Raw genomic sequence first — 24,746 nt, 5'->3', positions numbered from 1 at the left:
GCGGCTAACATCAAACCAGCCGACACCCTATTCGACGAAAAACTCCTGCAACGTCGACAACGCGTTCGACAGCGCCAGGTCCGATACTGCGCCCGCTTTCTTCACGAGCCGCGTCTTGTCGACAGTGCGGATCTGGTCGAGCAGCACCAGTCCCTTCTTGCGCTGAAAAGTCAGCGGCACGCGAAACGGCGCGGGCTTGCCGCCGGTGGTCATCGGCGCGACTATCACAGTGCGCAGATGATCGTGCAACTCGGGCGGCGAAACCACCACGCAAGGCCGCGTTTTCTGAATCTCGCTGCCGATGGTGGGATCGAGCGCCACGAGCCATACTTCGCCGCGCGCTACCACTCGAACCCCGCGTCATCCGCGTTCGGAAACTCGCCCATTACCAGACGATCGTCGCTCGACGCAGCCAGCGACTGGCTCGCATCTGCCCAGCCCTCACGCGCTTTTTTCGGTGGACGGCGCAATACCAGCGCATCCCCTTCTACCTGCATATCCACTTCGTCCTCCAGTCCCAGTTGGGTCAAGATCGGTTTCGGAATCAGTACGCCATGCGAATTGCCCATCTTGCGGATCGTCGTTTTCATGGCGTCACCTGAAGCAGAATGTTATGCGGTTGAGGATGAGATGTAAATACAATGTTGGTACATTCTAGCACGGCAAATGGCATAGGATGGATCTCAATGCGGCCGCCCGTCGTCGTCCCTCGTTGGCTGTCATCGCCAGTCATTGCCGGCTCGATCACGCGGCGATAGCACCGCATTCGCCTCGACGGACAGATCCACGAAAATTCGGCTGTACGCGTCGTTCAGCCGACGGATGGAGTGAGGCAAGCAGCCGACCCATCTCAAGACGGAAAAGCATCTGAGAGTAATCGGCACAGGGAGGTATCTGGGCGTCGTGATCGTCGGGCCGTACTGCGGCTATCCGACCGGCGCTTACGTCAGCGATCGTATCGGTCGCAAGCGTGAGTTCGTCACGTTCGCGGTGGCTTCATTTGAAATCGCGCTGATCTCAACGTCGGCCGCGCCGCCGGAGCGATGCTCCCGGTCCTGATCGCCTACGTGTCGAAGACGACGGCGCCTGGCGCACGCCATCGGCGTGTTCGCCGCAGCCGCGCATGGCATCGTGATTCTCGCGGCGTTGACGCCGCCTGAAACGCGCGGAAGGCAACTGCTCGCGTGAGTTCATCGCTTGACGCCTGATCTCGCACCGTCGCCGGATGAGCGCAAAACCAGCTGCCGCTCTCCCGGCAGAACCAGTACGGGCCAGGGCCTGTTCACGCTAATAACGGGCCCTAGCGCCCGCCCGACTTCTGCAAGGCACCCGCCGGCGTATGCCCCATCGCATTCGGATCAGGGTCGATCGCGTGTCCATCGCGTGACGATCTCGCGCGCTTCTTGCCTGCCGTCGCGACCGCTCCTGTCCCGCCCGGCCGCCGCGCGCCGCGCGCCTGACGCTCGATCAACCGTTGCAACAGACAGAACGCACAGAGCAGCGCGCCGATCACGATGCGCGTCCACCATGAACTGAGCGTGCCATCGAACGTGATCAGCGTCTGGATCGTGCCGAGAATACCGACACCAAAGAGCGAGCCCATCACGTAGCCGACGCCCCCAGTCAGCAACGTTCCGCCGATCACGGTTGCAGCGATCGCATCGAGTTCCATGCCCTGCCCCTGCAAGCCATATCCCGACAGCACATAGAACGTGAAAACCGCGCCGCCAAGCGCCGAACAAAAGCCGCTCAGCGCATAGACGCCGACTCTCGTGCGTGCGACCGGCAAGCCCATCAGCAAGGCGGATCGCGCATTGCCGCCAATCGCGTATACGTTGCGACCGAAGCGCGTAAAGTGCGCGACGTAAATCGCCACGGCGAGCGTCGCCATCGCGATCAACACATTCGCCGTTACCGAACCTGTGCCGATGTTCAGCCGATACGCGGAAATCGCCTTGAAGGTCGGGTCGGAGATCGTGATCGACTGAGTCGTGATCAGGAAGCACAGGCCGCGCGCGAAGAACATGCCGGCAAGCGTCACGATAAACGCCTGCAGACGGAAGAAGTGAATCAGCGCCCCTTGCACAGCGCCGAAGAGCGTGCCCATCAGGAGCACGATCGGCAGGATCAGCCACACCGAAAAATGCATACGCTCTGATAGCACAGCCTCAACGATCGTCGTCAGCGCGACGACCGAACCCACTGACAGATCGATCCCGCCGGACACGATCACGAAAGTCATGCCGATCGCCACGATCAGCAGGAACGCGTTGTCGACCAGCAGGTCAAGCAGCACCTGCCACGAGAAGAAGCCGGTGTACATCACCGAGCCGAAACCGAACAGCGCGCAAAACAGCGCGATCGTGACGGCAAGCGGCAATGTGCGCGGATCGACGATGCGGGCGCAGGCAGCAAAGAGGCGGTTCATCGTGCCACCCCGCGCGACGTGAAGAGCGACATCGCCATCGACCGCGCCGCCGGCGACTGGATCACACTCACCGCCAGCACGACTGCGGCCTTGACGACGAGCGTCGCTTCGGGCGGCACGCCGATCGAATAGGTGGTGTACGTGAGCGTCTGGATGATCAGCGCGCCCAGCACCGTCCCGGCAAGGCTGAACTTGCCGCCGAGCAGCGACGTGCCGCCCAGCGTGACCGCGAGAATCGCATCGAGTTCAAGGAGGAGGCCTGCGTTGTTGCCGTCCGCGCTGCGTACGTTCGAACTGATCAGAACGCCCGCGATCGACGCGGTCAGTCCGGAAAAGGCATACACGGCGAACACGATCGCCTTCGAGCGCAGGCCGACGAGCCGGGTCGCCACCGGGTTCACGCCGATCGCGCGAATGAAGAGTCCAAGCGCGGTGCCTTCGACCAGCAGCACCGTCGTCAGCACGGCGACGGTCGCGATCCACACGGAGAACGGCACCCCGAGCAGATAGCCGCCGCCGACGAACAGATACCCTGGCGCGCCAATCGGGATGATCTGCCCGGCTGTCAGCAACTGCGCGACGCCACGGCCCGCGACCATCAGGATCAGCGTCGCAATGATCGGCTGCATCCCGACGAAGGCAACCAGCAGCCCATTCCACATGCCGCTCAGCACGCCGACCACGAGGGCGGCGCACAGCGCCTGCGCGATCAGCGAGGAGGTGGGCACGGCATTGCTCGCCAGCACCGTCGCCGCCGCCGCCCCGGCAATCGCGACCACCGCGCCGACCGAGATATCGATGCCGCGTGTCGCGATGACGAGCGTCATGCCGGTCGCGACGAGCACGAGCGGCGCGGCGCGATTGAGGATGTCGATGGGTGCGCCGAACAGATGGCCTTCGAGGATGCGCATCGAAAAGAAATGCGGATTGACCCACAGGTCGAGCAGGCACAACAGCGCCAGCGTCACACAGGGCCAGACGAGTGGTCGGTCGGCGCCGTCGCGCCCGAGCCAGTTCGGGATCTTCATTCGGCGTTTCCTGCGATGAGTCGATAGATGTCGTCTTCGTTCGATACGTTGCCCGCGACTTCCGCGATCTTGCGACGGTCGCGCAGCACCGCCACCCGGTGGCTCACACGCACGACTTCGCTCACCTCGGACGAAATGAACAGGATGCCGAGGCCTTTACCGCACAGCGCAAGCATGCGGTCCATGATCTCGAACTTCGCGGCGACGTCGATACCGCGCGTGGGCTCGTCGAGAATCAGCAGCCTGGGGTCGGTGGCGAGCCAGCGCGCGAGGAGCGCCTTTTGCTGGTTGCCGCCGGAGAGCAGTCCGATCGGCTGCTCGGCGTCGGACGCCTTGATGCCGAGGCGCTCGATCCACATGTCGGCAATCTCCCGTGCGCGATAGCGGCTGATCTTGCGCAGCCAGCCACGCTTTGCCTGCAACGCAAGCAGGATGTTCTCGCGGATCGACAGGTCCGCCACGATGCCCTCTTTCTTGCGATCTTCCGGGCAGTAACCGATGCCATGGCGAACCGCGTCGTGCGGCGAACGCAGCCGCGCCGCCGCGCCGCCGATCGTGATCGTGCCGCTGTCCGCGCGGTCCGCCCCGAACAGCAGCCGGGCGGTTTCCGTGCGACCCGATCCCAGCAGACCGGCGAGGCCGAGAATCTGGCCGGGTTGCACGTCGATGTCGATCGGCTGGATCATGCCGCGGCGCCCGACACCGCGCAGTTCGACGAAGGGCGGCACTTTGGCTTTGTCCGCCGGCGCTTCGCGCGCGGCTTCCTTGAGCCGCGTGCTCATCCGTTCGTGGCCGACCATCTTCGACACAAGCCGGTCCGCCGACAGGTCGCGCGCCAGATATTCGCCTTCCCGCTCGCCGTTGCGCATGACCGTAATGCGATCCGAAATCGCGTAGGTCTGTTCGAGAAAGTGCGTGACGAACAGGATCGCGATTCCCGATTGCTTAAGCTTCCTTAGTATCTCGAAGAGTTGGGCGACCTCGCCGTCGTCGAGGCTCGACGTGGGTTCGTCGAGAATCAGCACGCGCGCATCCACGGAAATCGCCCGCGCAATCGCCACCATCTGCTGTACGGCGATCGGGTACGCGTCGAGCGACTTCGTCACATCGAGCGAGACGTTGAGCCGCGCCAGCGCAGCCTGTGCGCGGCGCTTGATGTCAGCCCAGTCGATCGCGCCGAACCGCCTGGGCTGGCGTCCCGCGAAGATGTTCTCCGCCACCGACAGGTTCGGGCACAGGTTGACCTCCTGATACAGCGTGCGGATGCCTGCGGCTTCGGCTTCCTGCGGCGACGCAAACTGCACGGGCTCGCCGGCGAGACGTATCTCGCCGCCCTCGGGCGCAAGCACGCCCGTGAGCACGTTGATCAGGGTGGATTTGCCCGCGCCGTTCTGGCCCATCAGCGTATGCACCTCGCCGGGATAGAGACGGAAATCGACGCTTTGCAACGCCTTCACGCCGGGAAACGTCTTGCTGATGCCGATCGTTTCAAGCACCGGCGCGGGCTCGCCCGATGCCTCGCCATGCGCGAGCGTGGCGGCGGACATCGGGCCGGTTAGAGAAGAGGACGGTTCGGGTGTCTGATGGGCCATAGACCGGATCGGGTCGGTTGAAAAGACGCCGTCCGTTATCGCTTTAACGGACGGCGTTGAGGCACCACACTGGAGAAAAGCAACCTGAGGAACTCGCTGGAAGCCGCTCCCAGCCGTCAATATTTGCGCGTCGGCAACGTCTGTTCCGCAACGCTCTGCGGGAACACAGTCTCTTGCGTCAGGATCCGCTTGGGCAAGGGCTTGCCGGCCACCACGTCCTTCACCGCCGACATCAGTTGCGGTCCAAGCAGCGGGCTGCATTCGACATCGACATTCATCTTGCCCGCCGCCATCGCCTGGAAGCCGCCCTTGGTCGCGTCGAACGATACAACGACGACGTCCTTGCCTGGATGCATGCCGGCCTCTTCCATCGCCTGGATCGCGCCGAGCGCCATGTCGTCGTTATGCGCATAAACTACATTTATTTTATTTCCATAAGTTTTTATAAACGCTTCCATGACCTGCTTGCCGCCGGCGAGCGTGAAGTCGCCACTTTGCGACGCGATGATCTTGAATTTCGGATCGTTCTTGATCACTTCGAGCAGGCCCGAATGACGGTCATTCGCCGGAGCGGATCCGACCGTTCCCTGTAGTTCGGCGATGTTGATGGGGCCCTGGTCGTTTTTATAGTGATCTGAGAGCCAATGCCCGCCACGCCGCCCTTCTTCCATGAAGTCCGAGCCGATCATCGTCACGTACAGCGAGGTGTCTTTCACATCGATGTTGCGGTCCGTCAGGATGACCGGAATCTTCGCCGCCTTGGCTTCGAGCAGCACCGGTTCCCAGCCCGACTCGACGACTGGCGAAAACGCGATCACGTCGACCTTCTGGGCAATGTAGGAGCGGATCGCCTTGATCTGGTTTTCCTGCTTCTGCTGGGCATCGGAGAATTTAAGCTTGATCTTCGCGTCGGCGGCTGCCGATTTCACCGATTCGGTATTGGCTGTGCGCCATGCGCTTTCAGCCCCGACCTGGGCGAAGCCCAGCGTAATCTGTTTGTCTTCGGCGTGCGCGCTGACCGCCGAGAACGTGAGTGCCCCCGCACCGGCGCAGGCAACGAGAGCGCGCAATGCGGCGCGTCGTGAAATCATCATGACTGTCTCCTGATCATTGTTTTGTGTCGATGGTCCCACCGCCCGGCCATGCGGCGATCTCATGGGGACGAACCTAGCGTAGTGGCTGACTACGGTACCGTCCAATTATTTGATTTGCGCAACCCATACCAGTTTTGATATCGAGCGCCCCGCCGTGTTGCCTGAAGCGGGATACGGCCCGGTCGCATGGGCACCGAGGTGTGTTTACATTTTCCGGATCTTCGCGGAAAAGTGTGATGAAAAATCGCCATTTTTCAGATTCGAGGCAGCATGCAAGTGAGGATCTTCAGGCGCAGATATTCCTCATCTCGCAATCCGTACGCGCGTCGCTGGATAACCCGAACCTTGTTGTTGAGTCCCTCAACGAATCCGAGCGACACCTTGTTTTCTGGCTTGCAATAGGAAGCAATCCCGTCCCAATGACGCTCGACCATCGCGGCAAACTTCTCGTAGGGCTTCAAACGCTGCCACTTCAGGCTGGATTTCCAGTTCTCGAAGAAGCGACGTGCCCAGCCTTCGCGCTCGTAGTCCCACAACTGCCCGAACGACTCCTTGAGCAGGTACGCGGTATTCAGACGTCGGTTCGCTGCGAGAAGCGTCTTCTACGAGTTCCTGCCTTCCATCGACAGGTTCTCGCGATGACTGAGCAGAACGTACTTCTGGCCTTTGATGTAGCGCCGCTGCTCGCCTTGCAGGCGAGCGTATTCGCTCTTGCGTACTTCATCCAGGGCTTCGTTGAGCTGCTTTATGACGTGGAATTTGTCGTACAGGATGGCCGCATGCGGCACGCGTTCCTGTGCGACGTTGTAAAACGGCCGCCACATGTCCATCACGACAAGCCGGATTCCGCGGGCCTTTTTCTCGCCCAGCCAGTCATAGAACTGATGCATGCTGGCCTCCTTTCGATCTTCGCCACCGAACCAGATCGCACGGCCCCGTATCAGGTCGCTCACAACAATGCGGTACGTCTGTCCCTTGCCAATCGAAATCTCGTCGATGCCGATGACCTTCGGCCCGGGCGTGCCGAACCGCTGCACTTGTGCCCGCATGTACTGCATCTCGAGGTCCTTGACCGTATGCCAGTGCAATTTCAGTTCGTCAGCCACGTCCTTGATCGTGCTGTCGCGACAGCGGCGACCGACGTACCACGCGAAGCGCTTCGTGTAGTGAGGGTTGTCCGCCAGAAAGCTCAGTCGTTCGCCTTTCACGCTGCCATCGCATCGACAGCGGACCCGACGAGCTTCGAGTTCCAGGTAAATCCGTACATCGCCGTTCGGCAGATCTCGAACGCGACGCACCCTGCGATCGTGGATTGAGCACCGCCGACCACATCCCTTGCAGGCCGTTTTTTTGAGCGCCGAAACAGCGTGACGACGCGTGCCATGCGATCACCGAAGACACCGCGCAGCGCTTCGCAAGGACGGAACCCGTCGAACCGGTATGCGTCGGAAAGACGCTTGAGTTTGCGTGAAGTAGCCATCGCGAAATCATGCCCGATTTCGAGAGGCCATCAAGACGCGCAAACCCTTGCCCAGATTGGCTCTTCGACATTTTCATCATGAAAAACCATCACACTTTTCTGCGAAGACCCCATTTTCCTTATATTGCGAACGGAAGTCTTTAGACGCTCCCTACGACACGTTCGCTAGTCTCGGCACGCGCGGCTACGCTCGAAAGGTGTATGCCCGCTGGCGGTATTTCAGCGATTTTGCCGATCCCGCGCTACCTTCCGCCCGCGACACCGCGTTCGCGCAACGGGCGACGGCCGCCGGTAGCCAGGACGCGGACGCTCCGGACACGGCGGCGGCTATCCGCGCGGCATCGCAGGGCGAGAGACCAGCCGGGAGACAAGGCGAAAGGTCAGATTGATCCGCTCGCCCTGCACGAGCGTTTCTTTCGGCACGCGGTGCCGCCATTCCGCCTGGGTTCGTCCGCGCATCACGAGGAGACTTCCGCCCTTTAACGGAAACGACTGAACGACGCCCGTTTTGTTGTGCTTCAGGTCAAAGGTACGCGCGACGCCCAGGCTCACGGACGCGATCACAGGCTCGACGCCCAGCTCGGGTTCGCGGTCGGCATGCCAGCCCATGCTGTCCGCGCCGCTCCGATAGCGATTCAGCAGCACGCTGTTAAAACGCGCACCGCAAATGGCTTCCGCGGCCGCCTTGAGTTCGGCGACAGCGGGCGTCCATGCATCGGGCACGTTGCGGATACCCGAATACACATAGACGGCGTCCGGCTCGCCCTGCCATGCGGTGAGCCTCGGCAGGGGCACACGGCCGGCCGGCGTCATCATCGTGTCCTGCTTCCACGCGACTTCCTCGACGATGCGCGCCTGCAGCCGCGCCGCCGCTTCAGGGGCGAGCCAGTCGGGGTACCAGTCGACGTCAGGTGCAGGAAGGTCGTTGAACAGATCGGACATGAGCAAACTTCTCGCGCACGCGCGTCGCGAAACGTCGAATAAGGGACCCCGCTATTATGAAGCGGCGCGGCCTGGGCGAATCATCCAGCCGCTTGCGCTTTCATTCGCGTGGGCCTTGGGACTCGACACCGGCCCGATGTCGGACTTCGATCCGCACAGGTCGTCGAGGCGTTCGTCGCGGGAACGATCGGGAAGTCGAACTGAGGCCGCGGGCATGGAAAATCGATGTAGTGTGTCGCGACGTGCGCGTCACGTCACTTCACGTCAGCAGCGCGATATAGAAGACGATCGCGCCGATCAGCGCGCCGACGAAGCAGAAGCCCTCTTCGGCTTCGTCGCCGTTGGAGCGTAACCATGCGCCGATGACCCCGAACATCCCGGCGATCCCCAACGCCACGAACACCATCACGACATCGAACAACGCGCTGCGGCCCAGTTCGGAAAACTCGATCTGCTGCACGCCGAAATACAGACCCAGCGCCATCAGCGACAGCACGACGAGCGGCAACATCACGTGACTGCCCTCGTAACCGACGTGATGCTCATGATGGCCGTGACCGTGCGTTTTCGTCAGCTTCATCATCGTTCGTCTCCCATGTCGCTCTCTGAACCGGCGACAGATCTATCCCGAACCGGCGCTGGTTTCGACCACAGTGACACCGTCATTAATCCGGTTCAACGAGGGAAAACCAGAGCCAGTTCCGAGCGGGCTCACTTTCAGAATAGGCGATCCAGGCACGCAATTCAAAACCTGTTTAGTTCATTAAGGCATGCTGGGCTGAACCGCGCGCTGCACGCTGAATCGCCGTCTCTTGGCGCGTAATTCAGCGCTTCATGCGATGCGTGATGGGCCCTGCAAGCAGCGAAAACACGCGCGAGGACGTGACCGGCAGCCGCGGCGAACTGTCGGTAGAATGGTTCGCCTGTCCGCCGTTTCGACGCCAGGCGCCGCTGCCCTCGCTGCGGCGCCATGCTCCCGGGTTCGTCTCAACTGCCCTCAACTGCCTTCCCTATGCGCCGCACATCGTTTCTGGTTCGCGTGATCTTTATCGGCATCCTGCTGCATGTCTATGTCGGCTTCCGCCTGATTCCGGATCTGCCGGTCGACACGCCGCTACGCGTGCTCGCCGCGTTGTGGCTCGTGCTTTCCGTCTGCGTGATTCCGCTCGGCGTGCTGGCGCGCAACTTCGAGCAACAGCCCCTCGCCGACCGTCTCTCCTGGCTCGGCCTGCTGGTCATGGGGTTCTTTTCGTCGCTGCTGGTGCTGACGTTCGCGCGCGACCTGCTACTGGCTTCGTTGCTGACCATCGATGCGATCCGCCCGCATATCTTGCCGCTCGCTACGTGGCGCACCAATAGCGCCGCTGCAGTGCCGTTGCTGGCGTTGCTGTCGACGACCGTCGGCCTCTTCAATGCGCGCCGCCGCGCGCGCGTCGTTACGATCGACATCCCGATCGACGACCTGCCCGCCGCACTCGACGGCTTCACGATCGTCCAGATCAGCGACATCCACGTGGGCCCGACCATCAAGCGTAGCTATGTGGATGCGATCGTCGACGCAGTCAACCGCTTGAAGCCCGATCTGATCGCCGTGACAGGCGACGTCGTGGACGGCAGCGTCGAACAGCTTTCGAGGCATACGCAGCCGCTGTCCCGGCTCACCGCGCTGCATGGCGCGTACCTCGTCACGGGCAACCACGAGTATTACTCCGGCGCGCATGCGTGGATCGACGAGTTCCGGCGCCTCGGGCTCACGGTGCTGCTCAATGAACACGTGGTCGTCGAACACAAGGGCGCGCAGGCAGTGATCGCGGGTGTGACCGATTATTCCGCCGGGCATTTCGATCCGGCACATGTCAGCGACCCTGCGGCGGCACTGACCGGCGCACCCGGCGACGTGCTGATCAGGGTGCTGCTCGCACATCAGCCGCGCAGCGCAGAAGCGGCCGCCGACGCCGGCTTCACGCTGCAGTTGTCGGGGCACACGCATGGCGGACAGTTCTTCCCGTGGAATTTCTTTGTCCGGCTCCAGCAGCCTTTCACCGCCGGACTCGCTCGCGTGAACGGGCTTTGGGTCTACACGAGCCGCGGCACCGGCTACTGGGGTCCACCCAAGCGCCTCGGCGCGCCGTCGGAAATCACGCGCGTGCGTCTCGTGCCTGCCGAGGGCCTTTAAGGCAGGCCCCTTGCGGGAGACTCCGTCATGAATCACTTACGGAGTCCGCAATGACCACCAGTACGCAAACGAAGGCGCAAACCCGCCACGCATAGCGACAATGCAATGGCGGACGATGGTCTGTGCGCCTTGCACTTCCTGCAACACAGCCGCCTCGCCTGCCCTCAGCCGTGATACAACGGACCTGTACAGGCATCGAAGGGTGACGACCGATTATGGATGGCAACAAGCCGCTGCATCAGACGAGTTTTTATCTTCTCCTGTTCATTGTATCGATCGCGCTGTGTTTCATTCTGGCGCCGTTCTTCAATACGATTTTCTGGGGCAGCATTCTTGCCTTGATTTTCCAGCCCGTGCAGCGCTGGCTGCTCATCCGGTTCGGCCGGCGCCGCAATCTTGCGGCATTCGTCACGCTGCTGCTGTGCGTCGTCATCGTGATCCTGCCGCTGATGCTGGTCGCCGGCACCCTGGTTCAGCAAGGTGCGCTCGTCTACGGACAACTGAGATCGGGCAATCTGAATTTCGGCGGCTACTTCGACCAGATCCTGCATGCGCTGCCTGATTCGGTGCAGAGCATGCTCGCGAGCGTCGGGCTCAACGATATCCGCGGCCTGCAGCAAAAGCTGACCGCGGGCGCGGCGCAGATCAGCCAGTTCGTCGCCGCACAGGCCCTCTCGATCGGACACAACACGCTGCAGTTCCTCGTCAGCTTCGGTGTGATGCTGTATCTGCTGTTTTTCCTCGTGCGCGATGGCCGTGAAATCTCACGCCTGATCCGCGAAGCGATTCCGCTCGACGAGGAGCGCAAGTTACTCCTGACGCGCAAGTTCACGACGGTCGTGCGCGCAACCGTCAAGGGTAATGTCGCGGTGGCGCTCGTGCAGGGCAGCCTCGGCGGGATCGCATTCTGGGTCATCGGGATTCAGGGCGCGCTGCTGTGGGGCGTGCTGATGGCGTTCCTGTCGCTGCTGCCCGCGATCGGCGCGGCGCTGATCTGGGGACCCGTCGCGATCTACTTCCTCGTGACGGGCGCGCTTGCCAAGGGTCTTGCCCTCTTCGCTTTTTGCGCGCTCGTGATCGGCATGGTCGACAACGTGCTGCGCCCGATTCTCGTCGGCAAGGACACCAAGATGCCCGACTGGGTCGTGCTGATCTCGACGCTCGGCGGCATGTCGCTGCTCGGCATCAATGGCTTCGTGATCGGGCCGCTTATCGCTGCGCTCTTCATGAGCTGCTGGGCGCTGCTCACGCGCGACAAGCACGGTGCGTCGACCCAGTGACACGGTTTGCCCGACGGACGCCGCCCAGGTGAACGGCTTGCGGTGTCGCGACCCACTGCAGGCGAATCGAAATGAAAATTCGCTCACACGATGTTCGATCGAACATCAACGCGCTTGACTGCGCTCGTTTACGAACATAGGATTCTGCTAACGGAGCGACATCAGTCATCAGACAATTGAAGTCACTCCGTAGTCGGGTCACAATGCGCGGCACGGCAAAGGCCCTTCACGTGGGCATTAGAACCCGCGCAGCCCAACGTGACAGAGTTATATCCAAGGCTGCCAGTCGTGTGACGACCTATCAGATGAGACAGCCAGGTCATCTTCAGGCTCGCGACCGGTCACCGGCTCGCAGGCGGAAGTCAGGATGGAGACAAAGTTGAAAACAATCAAGGGCTTACGCTGGTGGATCATCGTGCTGGTCTGCCTCGGCACCATCATGAACTACCTCGCACGCAATTCCCTCGGCGTCCTCGCGCCCGAGTTGAAGCACGTGCTGAATCTCTCGACCCAGCAGTATTCGTACGTCGTCGGGGCTTTCCAGATCGGCTATACGATCATGCAACCGGTTTGCGGGATCGTCGTCGACCTGATCGGCTTGCGGCTCGGCTTCGCGCTATTCGCGGTCTTGTGGTCCGCCAGCGGCGTGCTGCATGGCCTCGCGACCGGCTGGGTCTCGCTGGCCGGCATGCGCGGGCTGCTTGGACTGTTCGAGGCGGCAGCCATTCCGTCCGGCATGAAAGCCGTCGCCGAATGGTTCCCGGACAAGGAAAAGTCGGTAGCCGTCGGCTATTTCAATGCAGGCACCTCGCTCGGCGCCCTGCTCGCTCCGCCGGTCGTGATCTTCCTGTCACTGCGCTTTGGATGGCAGTCTGCATTCATGGTGACAGGCGCGCTCGGTTTCGTGTGGGCCGCGCTCTGGTACGCACTCTATCGCTCCCCCACCGAACATCCGCGTATTACCGAACACGAACGTACGCTGATCGAAACAGGACAGACGACGTCCCCGCCGGCCAGCCAGCGCCCTGTGCGCGACGTGCTCGGCTCGCGCCGCTTCTGGGCGATCGCGCTGCCGCGCTTCTTCGCCGAGCCGGCCTGGCAGACGTTCAGCTTCTGGATCCCGCTCTATCTCGTCACTGTGCGCCACATGGATCTGAAGGAGATTGCACTCTTCGCGTGGCTGCCCTTCCTTGCTGCCGATCTCGGCGGCATCTTCGGCGGCTACCTGTCGCCGTTCCTGATGAAGTATTGCCGCGTCCCGCTGATCTGGTCGCGCGTCGCGGGCGTCGTGCTCGGTGCGCTGCTGATGATCGGGCCGGCCTGCATCGGGCTCGTTGCATCGCCCTATATGGCGATCGCGCTCTTCTCGGTGGGCGGCTTCGCGCATCAGATGATCTCCGCACTCGTCAATACGCTGAGCGCCGACGTGTTCGATTCCGATGAAGTCGCGACTGCCAGCGGCTTTGCAGGCATGGCCGCGTGGATTGGCGGCCTCAGTTTTTCGCTGGTGGTGGGCGCGCTGGCCGATACGGTCGGCTATGGCCCGCTCTTCGCGTGTCTCGCCGCGTTCGATCTGATCGGCGCTACGTTGCTGGTCGTGCTGATCCGCGGCCAGTCGAAGCAGGAACGCTCACTCGCTCACGCCTGATGCGGGCGTGTCTGTCGCCATGAAAGGAAGTTTTATGGAGTCTTTATTGCATTCCCCGGTGTTCGAAACCGCCCAGCCCGACGGAAACCATCTGCGTCTGACGAGCCCTTCCGGGCCGGTCATCGATATCTTCGTGCTCGAAGACGATATCGTCCGCGTGCGCGTGCTGCCCGGCGGCGAGGCGCGCGGCCCGCGGACCTGGGCCGTTGCGCCGGGGCTAGACGACGTGCCGGTCGAAGGACGCGACCGGCTCGATCTGTCCGGCTTCACGCTGCCCTCTTTCGCACTGCACGAAGAGGCCGGCAAGCTTCGCATCGAAACGGCTCAGATCCGCTTGACGGTATCGCTGCAAGGCGGATTCTGCGCCTGGGAAATGCGTCGCGGCGATGCATGGCAACGCGTGCTGGAAGACCGTCCGACGCAAGCCTGCAACTTCGGCTGGTGGGACGATCGCGTATATCACTACGTCAAGCGCGAACGCGGCGAAATGTATCTGGGTCTCGGTGAGCGCGCGGGTTCGCTCGATCGGGCGAACCAGCGCTATCAGATGGTCAACATCGACGCGATGGGCTACAGCGCGAAATCGACCGATCCGCTCTACAAGCACATCCCGTTCTATCTGACGTGGCAACGCGACGCGTCGCTGGGCTTCGGTCTCTTCTATGACACGCTCGCCGACTGCACCTTCGACATGGGCCGCGAGCTGGATAACTATCACGGCCACTATCGCTACTTCGTCGCCGAACACGGTGATCTGGACTACTACTTCATCGCCTCGGCCGACACGCCGCTCGCTGGCGTGCGACGCTTCACCTGGCTCACGGGCCGCCCTGCGCTGATGCCGAAGTGGGGGCTCGGCTATTCGGGCTCGACGATGAGCTACACCGACGCGCCAGATGCCCAGCAGCAGATGGGCCAGTTCATCGAACGGTGCCGCGAACACGACATCCTGTGCGATTCGTTTCACCTGTCGTCGGGTTATACGTCGATTGGTCCGAAGCGCTACGTGTTCAACTGGAACCGCGACAAATTTCCAGACATCGACGGCTTCGTGCAAGGCTACCTCGACGAGGGCGTCAAGCTCTGCGCGAACATCAAGCCCTGCCTGCTGCGCGATCACCCGGAGTTCGAGAAGACCGCGCGTGACGCCCTGCTGATTCGCTCGAAAAGCGGCGCCCCGGCATGGGTACAGTTCTGGGACGAGGTTGGCGCCTATCTGGATTTCACGAACCCGGCCACGATCGCCTGGTGGCAGGCCCATGTGAAAGACGCGCTGTTGCGGCATGGCATTGCCGCAACCTGGAACGACAACAACGAGTTCGAAATCTGGAGCCCTGACGCCATCGCGCACGGCTTCGGCAAACCCTTTCCTGCGCGGGAAGCCAAGGTCCTGCAAACGATGCTGATGATCCGCGCATCACGCGACGCCCAGCGCGCGCATGCACCTGACAGCCGCCCGTTTCTCGTTTCGCGCTCGGGCGGCGTGGGCATGCACCGCTACGTGCAAACGTGGTCGGGCGACAACCATACGTCGTGGGAAACGCTGCGCTACAACCTCAAGATGGGGCTTGGGCTCGCGTTGTCCGGCGTGTCGAATATCGGGCACGACATCGGTGGATTTTCCGGTCCGGCACCGGATGCGGAACTGTTCGTGCGCTGGATTCAGTTCGGGATTTTCCTGCCGCGCTTCAGCATCCATTCGTGGAACGACGACGGCACCGTCAACGAGCCGTGGATGCATCCTGAAGCGACGCGCACCGTGTCGGATCTGATCAAGCTGCGCTATCGCTTCATTCCTTACCTCTATCATTTGCTGTGGGAATCGACGCAGCACTACGAGCCTGTGCTGCGTCCGACGTTCGGCGAGTTTCCGCACGACCCGAACTGCTACGTCGACGGCGACGACATGATGCTGGGTTCGTCGTTGCTGGTGGCGCCCGTCGTCGATGCGGGACAGACGCATCGGCAGGTGTATATGCCGGCCGGCGTGCGCTGGGTGTCGTACTGGAGCGGTGAAGCCTTTACCGGCGGGTCGACTGTCACCCTTCCCGCGCCGTGGGACCAGCCTGTCGTGCTGATCCGCGAAGGCAGCATCGTGCCGCTCAATGTCGCGGAACAACACTTCGCGCGGCCAGCCGATCGACGGGGCTTTATCGTGATTCCGCGTGAAGACACCGGCGTTACCGAAGGCGAATGCATCGAGGACGACGGCGAATCGGAAGCGTGGCGCAACGGCGACTACGGCTCATGGAAAGTAACCGCGCAAGGCGATGCCGGAACGCTCGCGTTGTCGGTCGAATGGCACGGACGTATGCGTCGGCCGGCCGGCCCGGTCGACATTCATCTCCCTGCTTCGGAAACGCGCTCCGTGACAACGAAGAACGGCAGGCTGACAGACGAAAAGCGCACGGGTGGCTGGGTCCAGTTCACCTATCATCTCAGCGCCTGATATATAACGATATCGATGCGGGTCTTGCCGGATCCGCATCGAAATACTATTGTCTTTCGACAACCCGCGCGCCATCCAACTGCGAAGCATGGATTGACCCGCCGTTGCGGTACGGCCTACAATCCGGCCATTCTTCAATAATGGAAACCGCCGTGGACAGTAGTTCCAGTCGATCTTCGATTTATCTGACTGCCTGACGGCAAGACCTCCACGCCAGCTTTTCTCCAGCCGCCGTCTTGCCTCCCAGGCAGAGGGTGCGCGCCGCAGTAATCCCCGTGCACTGTTGTTTGTCTCCGCAATTGATTGCGGATCGTGGCGTTTGCGTCGCAAGCTGTCGCTCGCGTGCGTTCTCGCGCCTGACGTTGCCCGCACGCTTTCGCGCAACTGTCATGTATATCGTTCAACCTGCAAGATTGCCCGCTCGCTGCGCGGGCAATCTTGCCTACCCATAACCCAACCGATGACAGTCGAATTCGTCCTCCGGCTTCTCGCCGCCTTCGCCTGTGGCGTCGCGATCGGCCTTGAACGGCAGATGCGGCAGCGCAACGCCGGCCTGCGCACCATCACGCTCGTCGCGAGCGGCGCGTGTCTGTTCGTCACGCTCGGCGTGCTTACCGGCAACGGCACCGCGGGCGTCACCCAGATCGCGGCCTATGTCGTTTCGGGCGTCGGCTTTCTCGGCGGCGGCGTCATCATGCGCGACAAGGGTTCGATCCAGGGAATCAATACCGCCGCGACGCTGTGGTGCTCGGCTGCTGTCGGCGTGCTGTGCGGCGCGGGACACTATGGCCCGGCGCTGGCTGGTACCGGCATCGTGTTGCTGACCAACACCGTATTGCGCGAAGTCAGCCGCATGATCAACGCGACGCCTGTTTCCAACGCCGATCTCGTGCGGGAATATGTGTTGACCGTCGTCTGCCGCGAGGATGACGAGATTCACATCCGCACGGTGCTGTCGAACTCGATGTACTCGACACCGCTGTCTTTTCAGAGCCTGACAAGCGAAGACGTCGAGGAACAGGAAGGCCGCATTCGCGTAACCGCTACCCTGAAGTTGCATCCGAAAGACCAGCCGAAGCTGGAGCAGATGGCGAGCCGCATCAGCATGGAAAAGAGTGTATCGAGCGTAAGCTGGACTGCCACGGAAGCTGAGCCTACTCCGGAGTGAAGTTCACGCTTAAGCGATCAGGCAGGGGGGTGGTTCACACATTGTCAATTCTGTCTGGCAAATGATGGACTGCGCTCACATCATCGACTAAGCTCACGCACTGTGATTAATTCACACTCAACCATGGAGTCCTGACTATGGAACACGGCATCATTGCATGGCTGATCATTGGCGCAATCGCAGGCTGGCTTGCAGGCGTACTGGTGAAAGGCGGCGGCTTCGGCTTGATCGTCGACATCATCGTCGGCATCGTCGGCGCGTTTATCGGCGGCTGGCTGGCCGGTTTGCTCGGTATTTCGCTTGGCGGCGGCTGGATTGGCTCGATCATTACAGCGTTGATCGGCGCCGTCATTCTGCTATTCATCATCCGGCTCATCAAACGAGCGTAGGTGCAGCAGGAGCGGTAGATGCTGTGACGTCAGGCGATCTGTAAATTACAATCGCCTGACATTTTTCTTTCAGACCTGCGTGCTCGCTGGCGGCAACATCGAACCGGTCTCGCTCAGGCGCATGTGAAAGGCGAATGCCTGTTGAAGCCGATGCGGCGTCTGCCCACCTGCCTTCAGTGCATCGCGGTAATAGTCGCGCAACAGATCCCTATACAGCGGATGCGCGCATTTCTCGATGATCTGCACCGCCCGCTCACGCGGGGCCAGGCCGCGCAGATCGGCAAGTCCCTGCTCCGTTACGACCACGTCGACATCATGCTCGTTGTGATCGACGTGCGGCACCATCGGCACCACGCTCGATATGCGTCCGTCTTTCGCCACCGATTTCGTCGCAAAGATCGCACACGAAGCATTGCGCGCGAAATCGCCAGACCCACCGATGCCGTTCATCATGTGCGTGCCGCCGATGTGCGTCGAATTCACGTTTCCGTAGATATCGAACTCGAGCGCGGTGTTCAGCGCAATCAAACCCAGGCGCCGAATGACTTCCGGGTGATTGCTGACTTCCTGCGGACGCAGCACGAGCTTGTTGCGATAGCGATCGAGATTGCCGAATACCTGCTTCTGCCGCGCGGCGGAAAGCGTGATCGAAGCGCCCGAAGCGAAGACCATTTTGCCTGCATCGATCAGATCGAAGGTCGAATCCTGCAGCACCTCTGAATACATCGTGAGCGCTTCAAACGGCGACTGGACGAAGCCAGCCAGCACTGCGTTTGCGATTGTGCCGATACCGGCCTGCAAGGGCGGCAATGGCGAAGGCATCCGTCCGTGCGCGACCTCATGCTGGATGAACTCGATCAAGTGACCCGCGATACGGGCCATGTCGTCGTCGGCTGGCAGAACCGTCGACGCGCTGTCGGGCTTGCCGGTGATGACGATAGCGGCAATCTTCTCCGGCGGAATTTCGATCGACGTCGTGCCGACACGGTCTTGTGGGCGCACGATCGGCAGCGGCTCACGGTCCGGCCGGCGGCCCGGGATCCAGATATCGTGCAGGCCTTCGAACGCCACCGGCTGTGCCAGATTGATTTCGACGATCACCTTGTCCGCCAGAATCGCAAAGCTCGCCGAGTTGCCTACTGAACTGGTTGGCACGATGCCACCCGTCCCGGTGATCGCGGTTGCTTCGATGATCGCAAGGTCGAGCTTGCCGAGCTGGTTCGCGCGCAACATCTCGACGGTCTCGGACAGATGCTGGTCGACGAACATCACGTCGCCGCGATTGATCGCCTGCCGCAGTGTTGTATCGACCTGGAAAGGCAGACGGCGTGCAAGCACACCCGCTTCTGTCAGCGTGCGGTCGACGTCGTGACCGAGCGATGCGCCCGTCATCAGCGTAATGCGCAGCGGCGTGCTGCTCTTTCGCGCGCGTTCGGCAAGCGCCAGCGGAACAGCTTTAGCATCGCCGGCTCGCGTGAAGCCGCTCGCGCCGACGCGCATGCCATCCTGAATCAGCAACGCTGCTTCGTCCGCGGACATGACCTTGCCGCGCAATGCGGCGCAACGAATGCGGTCTTCAAACATGTGAGTCTCTCCAGTGTCACCCGTGCCGTCTTTGCGGTTCGCAGGTCTTGTGTGTCCTTCGGATCCATCGGGGGTATCGCCAGGCCTTGCCGCGGCGCTCAGGTTCGGTGAATGGCGTCGCGGCGTGAGCCTGGTCGTGCGCACCAACGCTATACAGAAACAGCCTGGTTTCCTGCGGGGTTGCCGGATTAGCTGCCGAAGAAGATGTTGCAGAAGCTCACCGGGCCCACGCACTCGTTACCCTTCTGCGCCGTTGCCGGGGCATGCCGCGCGACACCACCTTCGGACGGCGTCGCATTCGACTGTGCGACCTGTTGCGCATTGATGTTGACATTGGCGTCGGTCGGAGCGGCGGTCTGTGCGTGAGCGATGGCAGCGGACAGCGAACATGCAACGAGTACAACCTTCAGCAGTTTCATTTGATTTTCTCCAGTACTTTCAGTGTCTGCGTGAGCAGTGATTAAACTATAGGGCTGGCGCGCACCGGGATTAAGCACCCGCCTAAGAAGGCATATTTCCATCCTGAGGAAAGATCGAAGCGGCGTCCGTCGATCAGCGGACATTGAACGGCGCATCCTTGTCCAGCAAGGCCGTTCGGATGAAGTGCAGGCAGCCGAGCACTCGCTGCAGATCGTGCCGCCTGTCGCGATCGGCGTGCACGGTTTCGAGAATCTGCCGGGCAACCCAGGTCGCCGCACCGACGGAAACGAGCGCGCGCGTCAGCAGCCTTGGGTCGGGTCGCTCGAAAAGCTGCGCAATGTCGTCGCTCATCTCCCGCAGAACAGGCCGCCATCGCGGATGGAGTGCCTCGGCGTAGCGCGCGCTCGCGGCTTCGTTGCGCAAATCGATCATCGCGTGACCGACTTCCAGCGTGAGGAGCATCCATCGAAGCGCGTGCCGGTGCGCCCGTGATGGCTTTCTGAGCAGCACGCGCAGTTGATACATGAGGTCGTGCGTGCTCGACTGAAAATGCTGGTTCAGCCCCTCCAGCTTGCCCTTACAGGCGAGTACGACCTGACATCGCAGATCGCGCCGGATCCCGTCGATGAGCCACGTCATGTGCGGCGGAAATACAATCGCGAAGCCCACGGCCGCGACCAGCATCGACACCACGATCGCGAACCCGTTGTTGATCAGCAGGTCTGGCGCGAATGTCACAACGTTGTCCGGCCCGGCGAGCAGACAGAAGAAGACCGAAAAGCCGATCCCGTATCCCGAAGTCCGTGGACGCGACGCGAGAAATGCCCCCAGCGCGAGCACCGGGGCGAGCGTCGCGCAGAGCAGCGGAAAGCCGTCGATGTTCGGATACACGTGGAAGTTGTAGAGATAGCCGGCCATCGTCGCCAGTGCTGCGCCGACGGCCATCTGCAGCGCGAGCCGCGACGCGTTTGGCGCTGTCGACGTCAATGCGCACGTCAGCGCCGCGCCGATCACGGCAAGCCCCCCAGTCGGCCAATCCGTCTCGATCCAGAACCAGCCGACAACGGCCACCACAACAGCTGTCCGCAGAAACGCCAGCGCCACCACGAATCCGTTTGTCTTGTTGATGTAGCGTGTCGCCAGCCGCTCGCGAACCGGATTGTGATCGGCGAGCGACGCGTACGTCTGTGTGTACCGAATGAACTCCGCGACAAAGCGATACAGCAGTTCGGCCGATGTGTCGAAGTCGGGCAACGCCTCTGGTATCGACGATTCGAGCGGCCGCCGCGTCTTGCGCACGCGCCGCGGCAAGGTGGCCTGAAACGCCGGGAGCGCATTCGCGACATGCGCGACGTGCAACCTGCCGCGTTCAAGCTGATTTGTCTGCGCGCTCAACAGAGACGAAAACTCCGCGAAATACGGCTCTACTGCATCGATCGTCGCGGTTGCGCCACTCGCGCGCAACCTCTTGAGCAATTGATGCAGCGCATGCAGACGGGTGCACGCATCCATGAATTCGCTATTCAGCCGCGCAAGGCGTTGACTGCGCGTACGCATGCCCGGGTCTTCGAACGCGGCAAACGTGCGTGTCGCCTCGAAACCGACGATTTCATCGACGAGGTCCGCAAAACGCCGTTCGTACGCTCCGCGCTCGACCCGGCTGCCCAGCACCGTCGCGGCAAACGCAGTAAAATTGAGATATCGGGCGTGCAGCGCGCTCTGCAACGCCGTACTCGATCTCAACGGTACGACCAGCGCGCTGACCGCACTCGAGCACAGGATGCCGACCGTGACTTCCACGGAGCGCGTCAACGCTGCGAGAAACAGGCCGTTCGGCTCAATCACCATCGGAATGCTGATCAACGCAGCGGTGTACCCCGCGAGCACAAAGCCGTACCACCGAAAATGCCGATACCGGACCGCCGCCGCTGTGCAGGCGCCCACCCAGCAAGTCAGGCCGAGCATATAGAGCTCAGGCTGCTGGACAAAGATCGCCCCCAGCACGAGCGCCGCGATCATGCCGACCGCAGTCCCCAAAATCCGGTAGAAGCTCTTGGCGAGCACCATGCCGCTCAATGGCTGCATCAGCACGAACACGGTCGTCATCGCGATGCGCGATTGCGGCAGATCCAGCAGCATCGCGACACCCAGCGCAAGCAGTGCGGCGAACACCGTTTTCAGCAGATGCAGCCAGACGAGGCCATCGGTCACGGCCCAGTCGCGTGCCGCCCAGATGACTGCTCGCAGCATGAGCGCTCCGCGCCAGCTGGATTCCGGCGTCCGCTTGTTCGCATGCTGGCATTTCATGAACAGGGAAGCGCGCCTCGGCGCTGTAACAGCAAGGTGCCGATTGTAGGAGCCGCAAAAGCTCGAATTAATGGCAGCCGCCAGAAACATCCGTTCCATCTCGAACAACAATGAGGTTGCCCGAGAGGCGGACAATACGATCTCTTTGCAGACAAAGAAGGATTGATGGATACGCTACAAAATATGCGGGTCTTCGTGCGCGTCGTCGAAGCCGGCAGTTTTACCGCCGCGGCTCAGTCGCTTAATTCGACGACCGGCGCGATGTCCCGTGCAGTATCGGAACTCGAGGCTCATTTGCGAACGCGGCTCCTGAACCGGTCGACGCGGCGCCTCGCGCTCACCACCGCCGGGGAACGGTATCTGAAGCGCTGTCAGCAGATCCTTGCCGACGTTGACAACGCGGAAGAAGAAGCAAGCTGCGCGCACGAGCGTCCAACAGGCGCACTCAGAATGCATAGTTTCGCGAGCGTGGGGCAGCACTATGTGCTGCCCGCTATTTCCCGCTATCGCGCGGTCTATCCGGAAGTGACAGTCGAATTGACGCTCTCCCAACGCATGCCAGACCTGTTCGAAGGCAGTAGTGACGTTGCGGTCGTCACGGCGTCCACTCTGCCCAACTCCGATCTCGTCTCGCATCAGCTAGGCTCGACGTTCAGCATCCTGTGCGCGTCGCCGGCGTATGTGCGCTCGCATGGTGCGCCGCAAGAACCGCGCGATCTCGCGCATCACGAGTGCCTGATCCTGCAGACGCCGGCGTTTCCGGCGCATGAATGGCAGCTCGAAGGGCCGCAGGGTCTGGAGGTGATGGAAGTCACCGGGCCGGTGCAGGTGAATATCGCGGAGTCGCTCGTGGTTGCTATCCGGGAGGGGATGGGCATTGGCATGCTGCCGTTGTACGCCGCGATCGACGGGCTGCGCAACGGCTCCCTGGTCCGCGTGTTATCCCACTACACGGCGCAGAAGATGAACGTCTACGCGCTTTACCCTTCGCGAAAGTTCGTCGATGCCAAGACCCGGACCTGGGTCGAGTTTCTACGCACACATCTGCCAAAAGTCATCGAGCGCGACGAAGCGCTGCTCGCGGAGCTGGCCAGCAAGGATACCGTCGAAGGCGGGCTGCCGGCGCATGCGGGTCTCGTCGTCGATGTGGCGCCTCATCGGCTGGAACACTGATTTGCGCGTGTGTTGCGATGCGGTACGTCGCAACACAAGGACGGCTACGGGCTCTAACAGGGCTATGAACCGCGCGCTCCCGATGAATTTGCTTATTCCATATTGAGCTTTACCGATCGCCGGAAGCGGCTACAGTTCATGATGTGCAGTCCTGTCGTGCCGCTTCATCGGCACCCGGAGGAACGCGATGAGCATCTGGAAGCCCGATCCAAGCTTTTATCCGTCACCTCGTCTCGCGGCGCAGGCGCCGCCCGAGAAACTCGCGTACGTCGCGGCGTTCGACCCCGACCGGGGTCTGCCCGACGCTATCGAGATCGTCGATGTCGATCCCGCCTCGTCCGATTATGCCAACATCGTCGGTACGCTGACGATGCCGAATACGGGCGACGAACTGCATCACTTCGGCTGGAACGCCTGTTCTTCGTGTCTGTGTCCCAATGCACCTCATCCGCACACTGAGCGGCGCTATCTGGTAGTGCCAGGGTTGCGCTCATCGCGCATCTATATCGTCGATACGAAAGCTGATCCGCTGAAGCCGAGCATCGTCAAGATCATCGAACCCGAGACGATCGCGAGCCGAACCGGTTACACGCGGCCACACACGGTCCATTGCGGTCCTGGCGGTATTTACGTGACTGCGCTCGGCAGCGCCGACGGTGGCGCACCGGGTGGCGTTTTCCTGCTCGATCCGCAAAGCTTCGAACCGCTCGGGCGCTGGGAAGTCGACCGCGGCTCGCAGCAACTGGCTTACGACGGCTGGTGGCATCTCGGCTATGACACGCTCGTGACGAGCGAATGGGGAACGCCGGACACGTTCGAAAACGGCTTGATTCCCGAGGTACTGCTAGGCGCGCGGTATGGGAGGCGATTGCACTTCTGGGACCTCACGCGACGCAAGCATCTGCAGGAAATAGACTTCGGGCCAGAGTATCAGCTTGTATTCGAATTGCGACCCGCTCACGACCCGACGAAGCCGTACGGTTTCGTCAATTGCGTGATCAGCCTGAAGGATCTGTCGTCATCGATCTGGGTGTGGCATCGCGACGACGGCCACAAATGGGCCGTCCGCAAGGTCATCGACATTCCTGCGGAACCGGCGGCCGCGAATTTACTGCCGCCGATGCTCGAATCGTTCGGCGCGGTACCGCCGCTTGTGACGGATATCGCTCTGTCGATGGATGACCGCTTCCTTTACGTTTCATGCTGGGGTACCGGAGATCTGCTGCAATACGACGTCTCTGATCCGTTCGCGCCGACGCTCGTGGGAAAAGTCAGAATCGGCGGAATTGTGTCGCGTGCCGCGCATCCGGCAGCACCCAACGATGCATTGAACGGCGGTCCGCAGATGGTGGAAGTCAGCCGCGACGGCAAACGGATCTATTTCACCAACTCGCTTTACGGAGTGGTCGACTCCCAGTTCTATCCTGAAGGTATCGACGGCTGGATGGTCAAGCTCGATGCTGCCCCGAACGGTGGGCTCGCCTTCGATCCGAAATTCTTCATCGACTGGCCGGCTGGGCACCGCCCGCATCAGATTCGTCTGCAGGGTGGCGACTGTTCGTCGGATTCGTACTGCTACCCGTGACGT

The 24,746-nt window shown here is 61.7% G+C and carries 20 protein-coding genes and 1 pseudogene; 8 read left to right on the top strand and 13 right to left on the bottom strand.

Features of this window, described 5'->3' with window-relative positions; translation table 11 throughout:
• Positions 1-27: 27 nt before the first annotated feature.
• From B0G77_RS34605 to B0G77_RS34550, 10 genes and pseudogenes are all read right to left on the bottom strand, one after another.
• Positions 28-348 (bottom strand): type II toxin-antitoxin system PemK/MazF family toxin, encoded by a 321-nt coding sequence (locus B0G77_RS34605; protein WP_133666276.1) that lies wholly within the window; start codon positions 346-348, stop codon positions 28-30.
• Positions 342-590, bottom strand: a complete 249-nt coding sequence (locus B0G77_RS34600; protein ID WP_133666275.1) for an AbrB/MazE/SpoVT family DNA-binding domain-containing protein — start codon at positions 588-590, stop codon at positions 342-344. Before B0G77_RS34600 ends, B0G77_RS34605 begins: the two co-directional genes overlap by 7 nt.
• Positions 591-1,300: 710 nt before the next feature.
• Positions 1,301-2,428 carry a galactofuranose ABC transporter, permease protein YjfF gene (yjfF, locus tag B0G77_RS34590; protein ID WP_243751337.1) on the bottom strand — a complete coding sequence of 376 codons (1,128 nt, stop codon included), beginning with the start codon at positions 2,426-2,428 and terminating at the stop codon, positions 1,301-1,303.
• A complete protein-coding gene (locus B0G77_RS34585; RefSeq protein ID WP_133666274.1) occupies positions 2,425-3,456 on the bottom strand; it encodes an ABC transporter permease in 1,032 nt (343 codons plus the stop codon). Before B0G77_RS34585 ends, yjfF begins: the two co-directional genes overlap by 4 nt.
• Positions 3,453-5,003, bottom strand: coding sequence for a sugar ABC transporter ATP-binding protein (locus tag B0G77_RS34580; RefSeq protein WP_243751423.1), 1,551 nt, complete (start codon positions 5,001-5,003; stop codon positions 3,453-3,455). The genes B0G77_RS34585 and B0G77_RS34580 overlap by 4 nt, the downstream gene beginning before the upstream one ends.
• 161 nt (positions 5,004-5,164) lie before the next feature.
• A complete protein-coding gene (locus B0G77_RS34575) occupies positions 5,165-6,142 on the bottom strand; it encodes an ABC transporter substrate-binding protein (RefSeq protein WP_133666272.1) in 978 nt (325 codons plus the stop codon).
• Positions 6,143-6,396: 254 nt separating this feature from the next.
• Positions 6,397-7,440, bottom strand: a pseudogene (locus B0G77_RS34565) (ISL3 family transposase).
• A complete protein-coding gene (locus B0G77_RS34560) occupies positions 7,347-7,622 on the bottom strand; it encodes a hypothetical protein (RefSeq protein ID WP_133660564.1) in 276 nt (91 codons plus the stop codon). Before B0G77_RS34560 ends, B0G77_RS34565 begins: the two are co-directional and overlap by 94 nt.
• 327 nt (positions 7,623-7,949) lie before the next feature.
• Positions 7,950-8,564, bottom strand: a complete 615-nt coding sequence (locus B0G77_RS34555; protein WP_133666269.1) for an alpha-ketoglutarate-dependent dioxygenase AlkB — start codon at positions 8,562-8,564, stop codon at positions 7,950-7,952.
• 259 nt (positions 8,565-8,823) lie between these two features.
• Complete coding sequence (locus B0G77_RS34550; RefSeq protein WP_133667003.1) at positions 8,824-9,144, bottom strand: hypothetical protein; 321 nt, start codon at positions 9,142-9,144, stop codon at positions 8,824-8,826.
• Between the two features lie 432 nt (positions 9,145-9,576).
• On the opposite strand from B0G77_RS34550, the gene B0G77_RS34545 reads away from it, so the two are divergent.
• From B0G77_RS34545 to B0G77_RS34520, 6 genes are all read left to right on the top strand, one after another.
• Positions 9,577-10,740 carry a metallophosphoesterase gene (locus B0G77_RS34545; protein WP_133666268.1) on the top strand — a complete coding sequence of 388 codons (1,164 nt, stop codon included), beginning with the start codon at positions 9,577-9,579 and terminating at the stop codon, positions 10,738-10,740.
• A gap of 215 nt (positions 10,741-10,955) precedes the next feature.
• Positions 10,956-12,020 (top strand): AI-2E family transporter, encoded by a 1,065-nt coding sequence (locus B0G77_RS34540; RefSeq protein WP_133666267.1) that lies wholly within the window; start codon positions 10,956-10,958, stop codon positions 12,018-12,020.
• Positions 12,021-12,399: 379 nt separating this feature from the next.
• The gene (locus tag B0G77_RS34535) at positions 12,400-13,668 is read left to right on the top strand and encodes an MFS transporter (RefSeq protein ID WP_133666266.1); all 1,269 of its coding nucleotides are present in this window, start codon (positions 12,400-12,402) and stop codon (positions 13,666-13,668) included.
• A 34-nt stretch (positions 13,669-13,702) separates the two neighbouring features.
• Positions 13,703-16,117, top strand: coding sequence for a glycoside hydrolase family 31 protein (locus B0G77_RS34530; protein ID WP_133666265.1), 2,415 nt, complete (start codon positions 13,703-13,705; stop codon positions 16,115-16,117).
• 460 nt (positions 16,118-16,577) lie between these two features.
• Positions 16,578-17,285, top strand: a complete 708-nt coding sequence (locus tag B0G77_RS34525; protein WP_133666264.1) for an MgtC/SapB family protein — start codon at positions 16,578-16,580, stop codon at positions 17,283-17,285.
• A 137-nt stretch (positions 17,286-17,422) separates the two neighbouring features.
• A complete protein-coding gene (locus B0G77_RS34520) occupies positions 17,423-17,674 on the top strand; it encodes a GlsB/YeaQ/YmgE family stress response membrane protein (RefSeq protein ID WP_133666263.1) in 252 nt (83 codons plus the stop codon).
• 69 nt (positions 17,675-17,743) lie between these two features.
• Here B0G77_RS34520 and B0G77_RS34515 read toward each other — a convergent pair whose 3' ends face one another.
• From B0G77_RS34515 to B0G77_RS34505, 3 genes are all read right to left on the bottom strand, one after another.
• Complete coding sequence (locus B0G77_RS34515; RefSeq protein ID WP_133666262.1) at positions 17,744-19,258, bottom strand: acetyl-CoA hydrolase/transferase family protein; 1,515 nt, start codon at positions 19,256-19,258, stop codon at positions 17,744-17,746.
• 188 nt (positions 19,259-19,446) lie between these two features.
• Positions 19,447-19,677: a hypothetical protein gene (locus tag B0G77_RS34510; RefSeq protein WP_133666261.1), complete on the bottom strand. Its 231-nt coding sequence runs from the start codon at positions 19,675-19,677 to the stop codon at positions 19,447-19,449.
• Between the two features lie 133 nt (positions 19,678-19,810).
• On the bottom strand, positions 19,811-21,985 hold the full coding sequence (locus B0G77_RS34505) for an FUSC family protein (RefSeq protein ID WP_133666260.1): 2,175 nt from the start codon (positions 21,983-21,985) through the stop codon (positions 19,811-19,813).
• Positions 21,986-22,150: 165 nt separating this feature from the next.
• On the opposite strand from B0G77_RS34505, the gene B0G77_RS34500 reads away from it, so the two are divergent.
• Together B0G77_RS34500 and B0G77_RS34495 are read left to right on the top strand one after the other, a co-directional pair.
• The gene (locus tag B0G77_RS34500) at positions 22,151-23,158 is read left to right on the top strand and encodes a LysR family transcriptional regulator (RefSeq protein WP_133666259.1); all 1,008 of its coding nucleotides are present in this window, start codon (positions 22,151-22,153) and stop codon (positions 23,156-23,158) included.
• Between the two features lie 187 nt (positions 23,159-23,345).
• Positions 23,346-24,743 carry a selenium-binding family protein gene (locus B0G77_RS34495; RefSeq protein ID WP_133666258.1) on the top strand — a complete coding sequence of 466 codons (1,398 nt, stop codon included), beginning with the start codon at positions 23,346-23,348 and terminating at the stop codon, positions 24,741-24,743.
• The last annotated feature ends 3 nt before the right edge of the window (positions 24,744-24,746 follow it).

Source organism: Paraburkholderia sp. BL10I2N1 (assembly GCF_004361815.1).
GTDB lineage: Bacteria > Pseudomonadota > Gammaproteobacteria > Burkholderiales > Burkholderiaceae > Paraburkholderia.
This window is presented reverse-complemented; position numbering and strand designations above follow the sequence as displayed.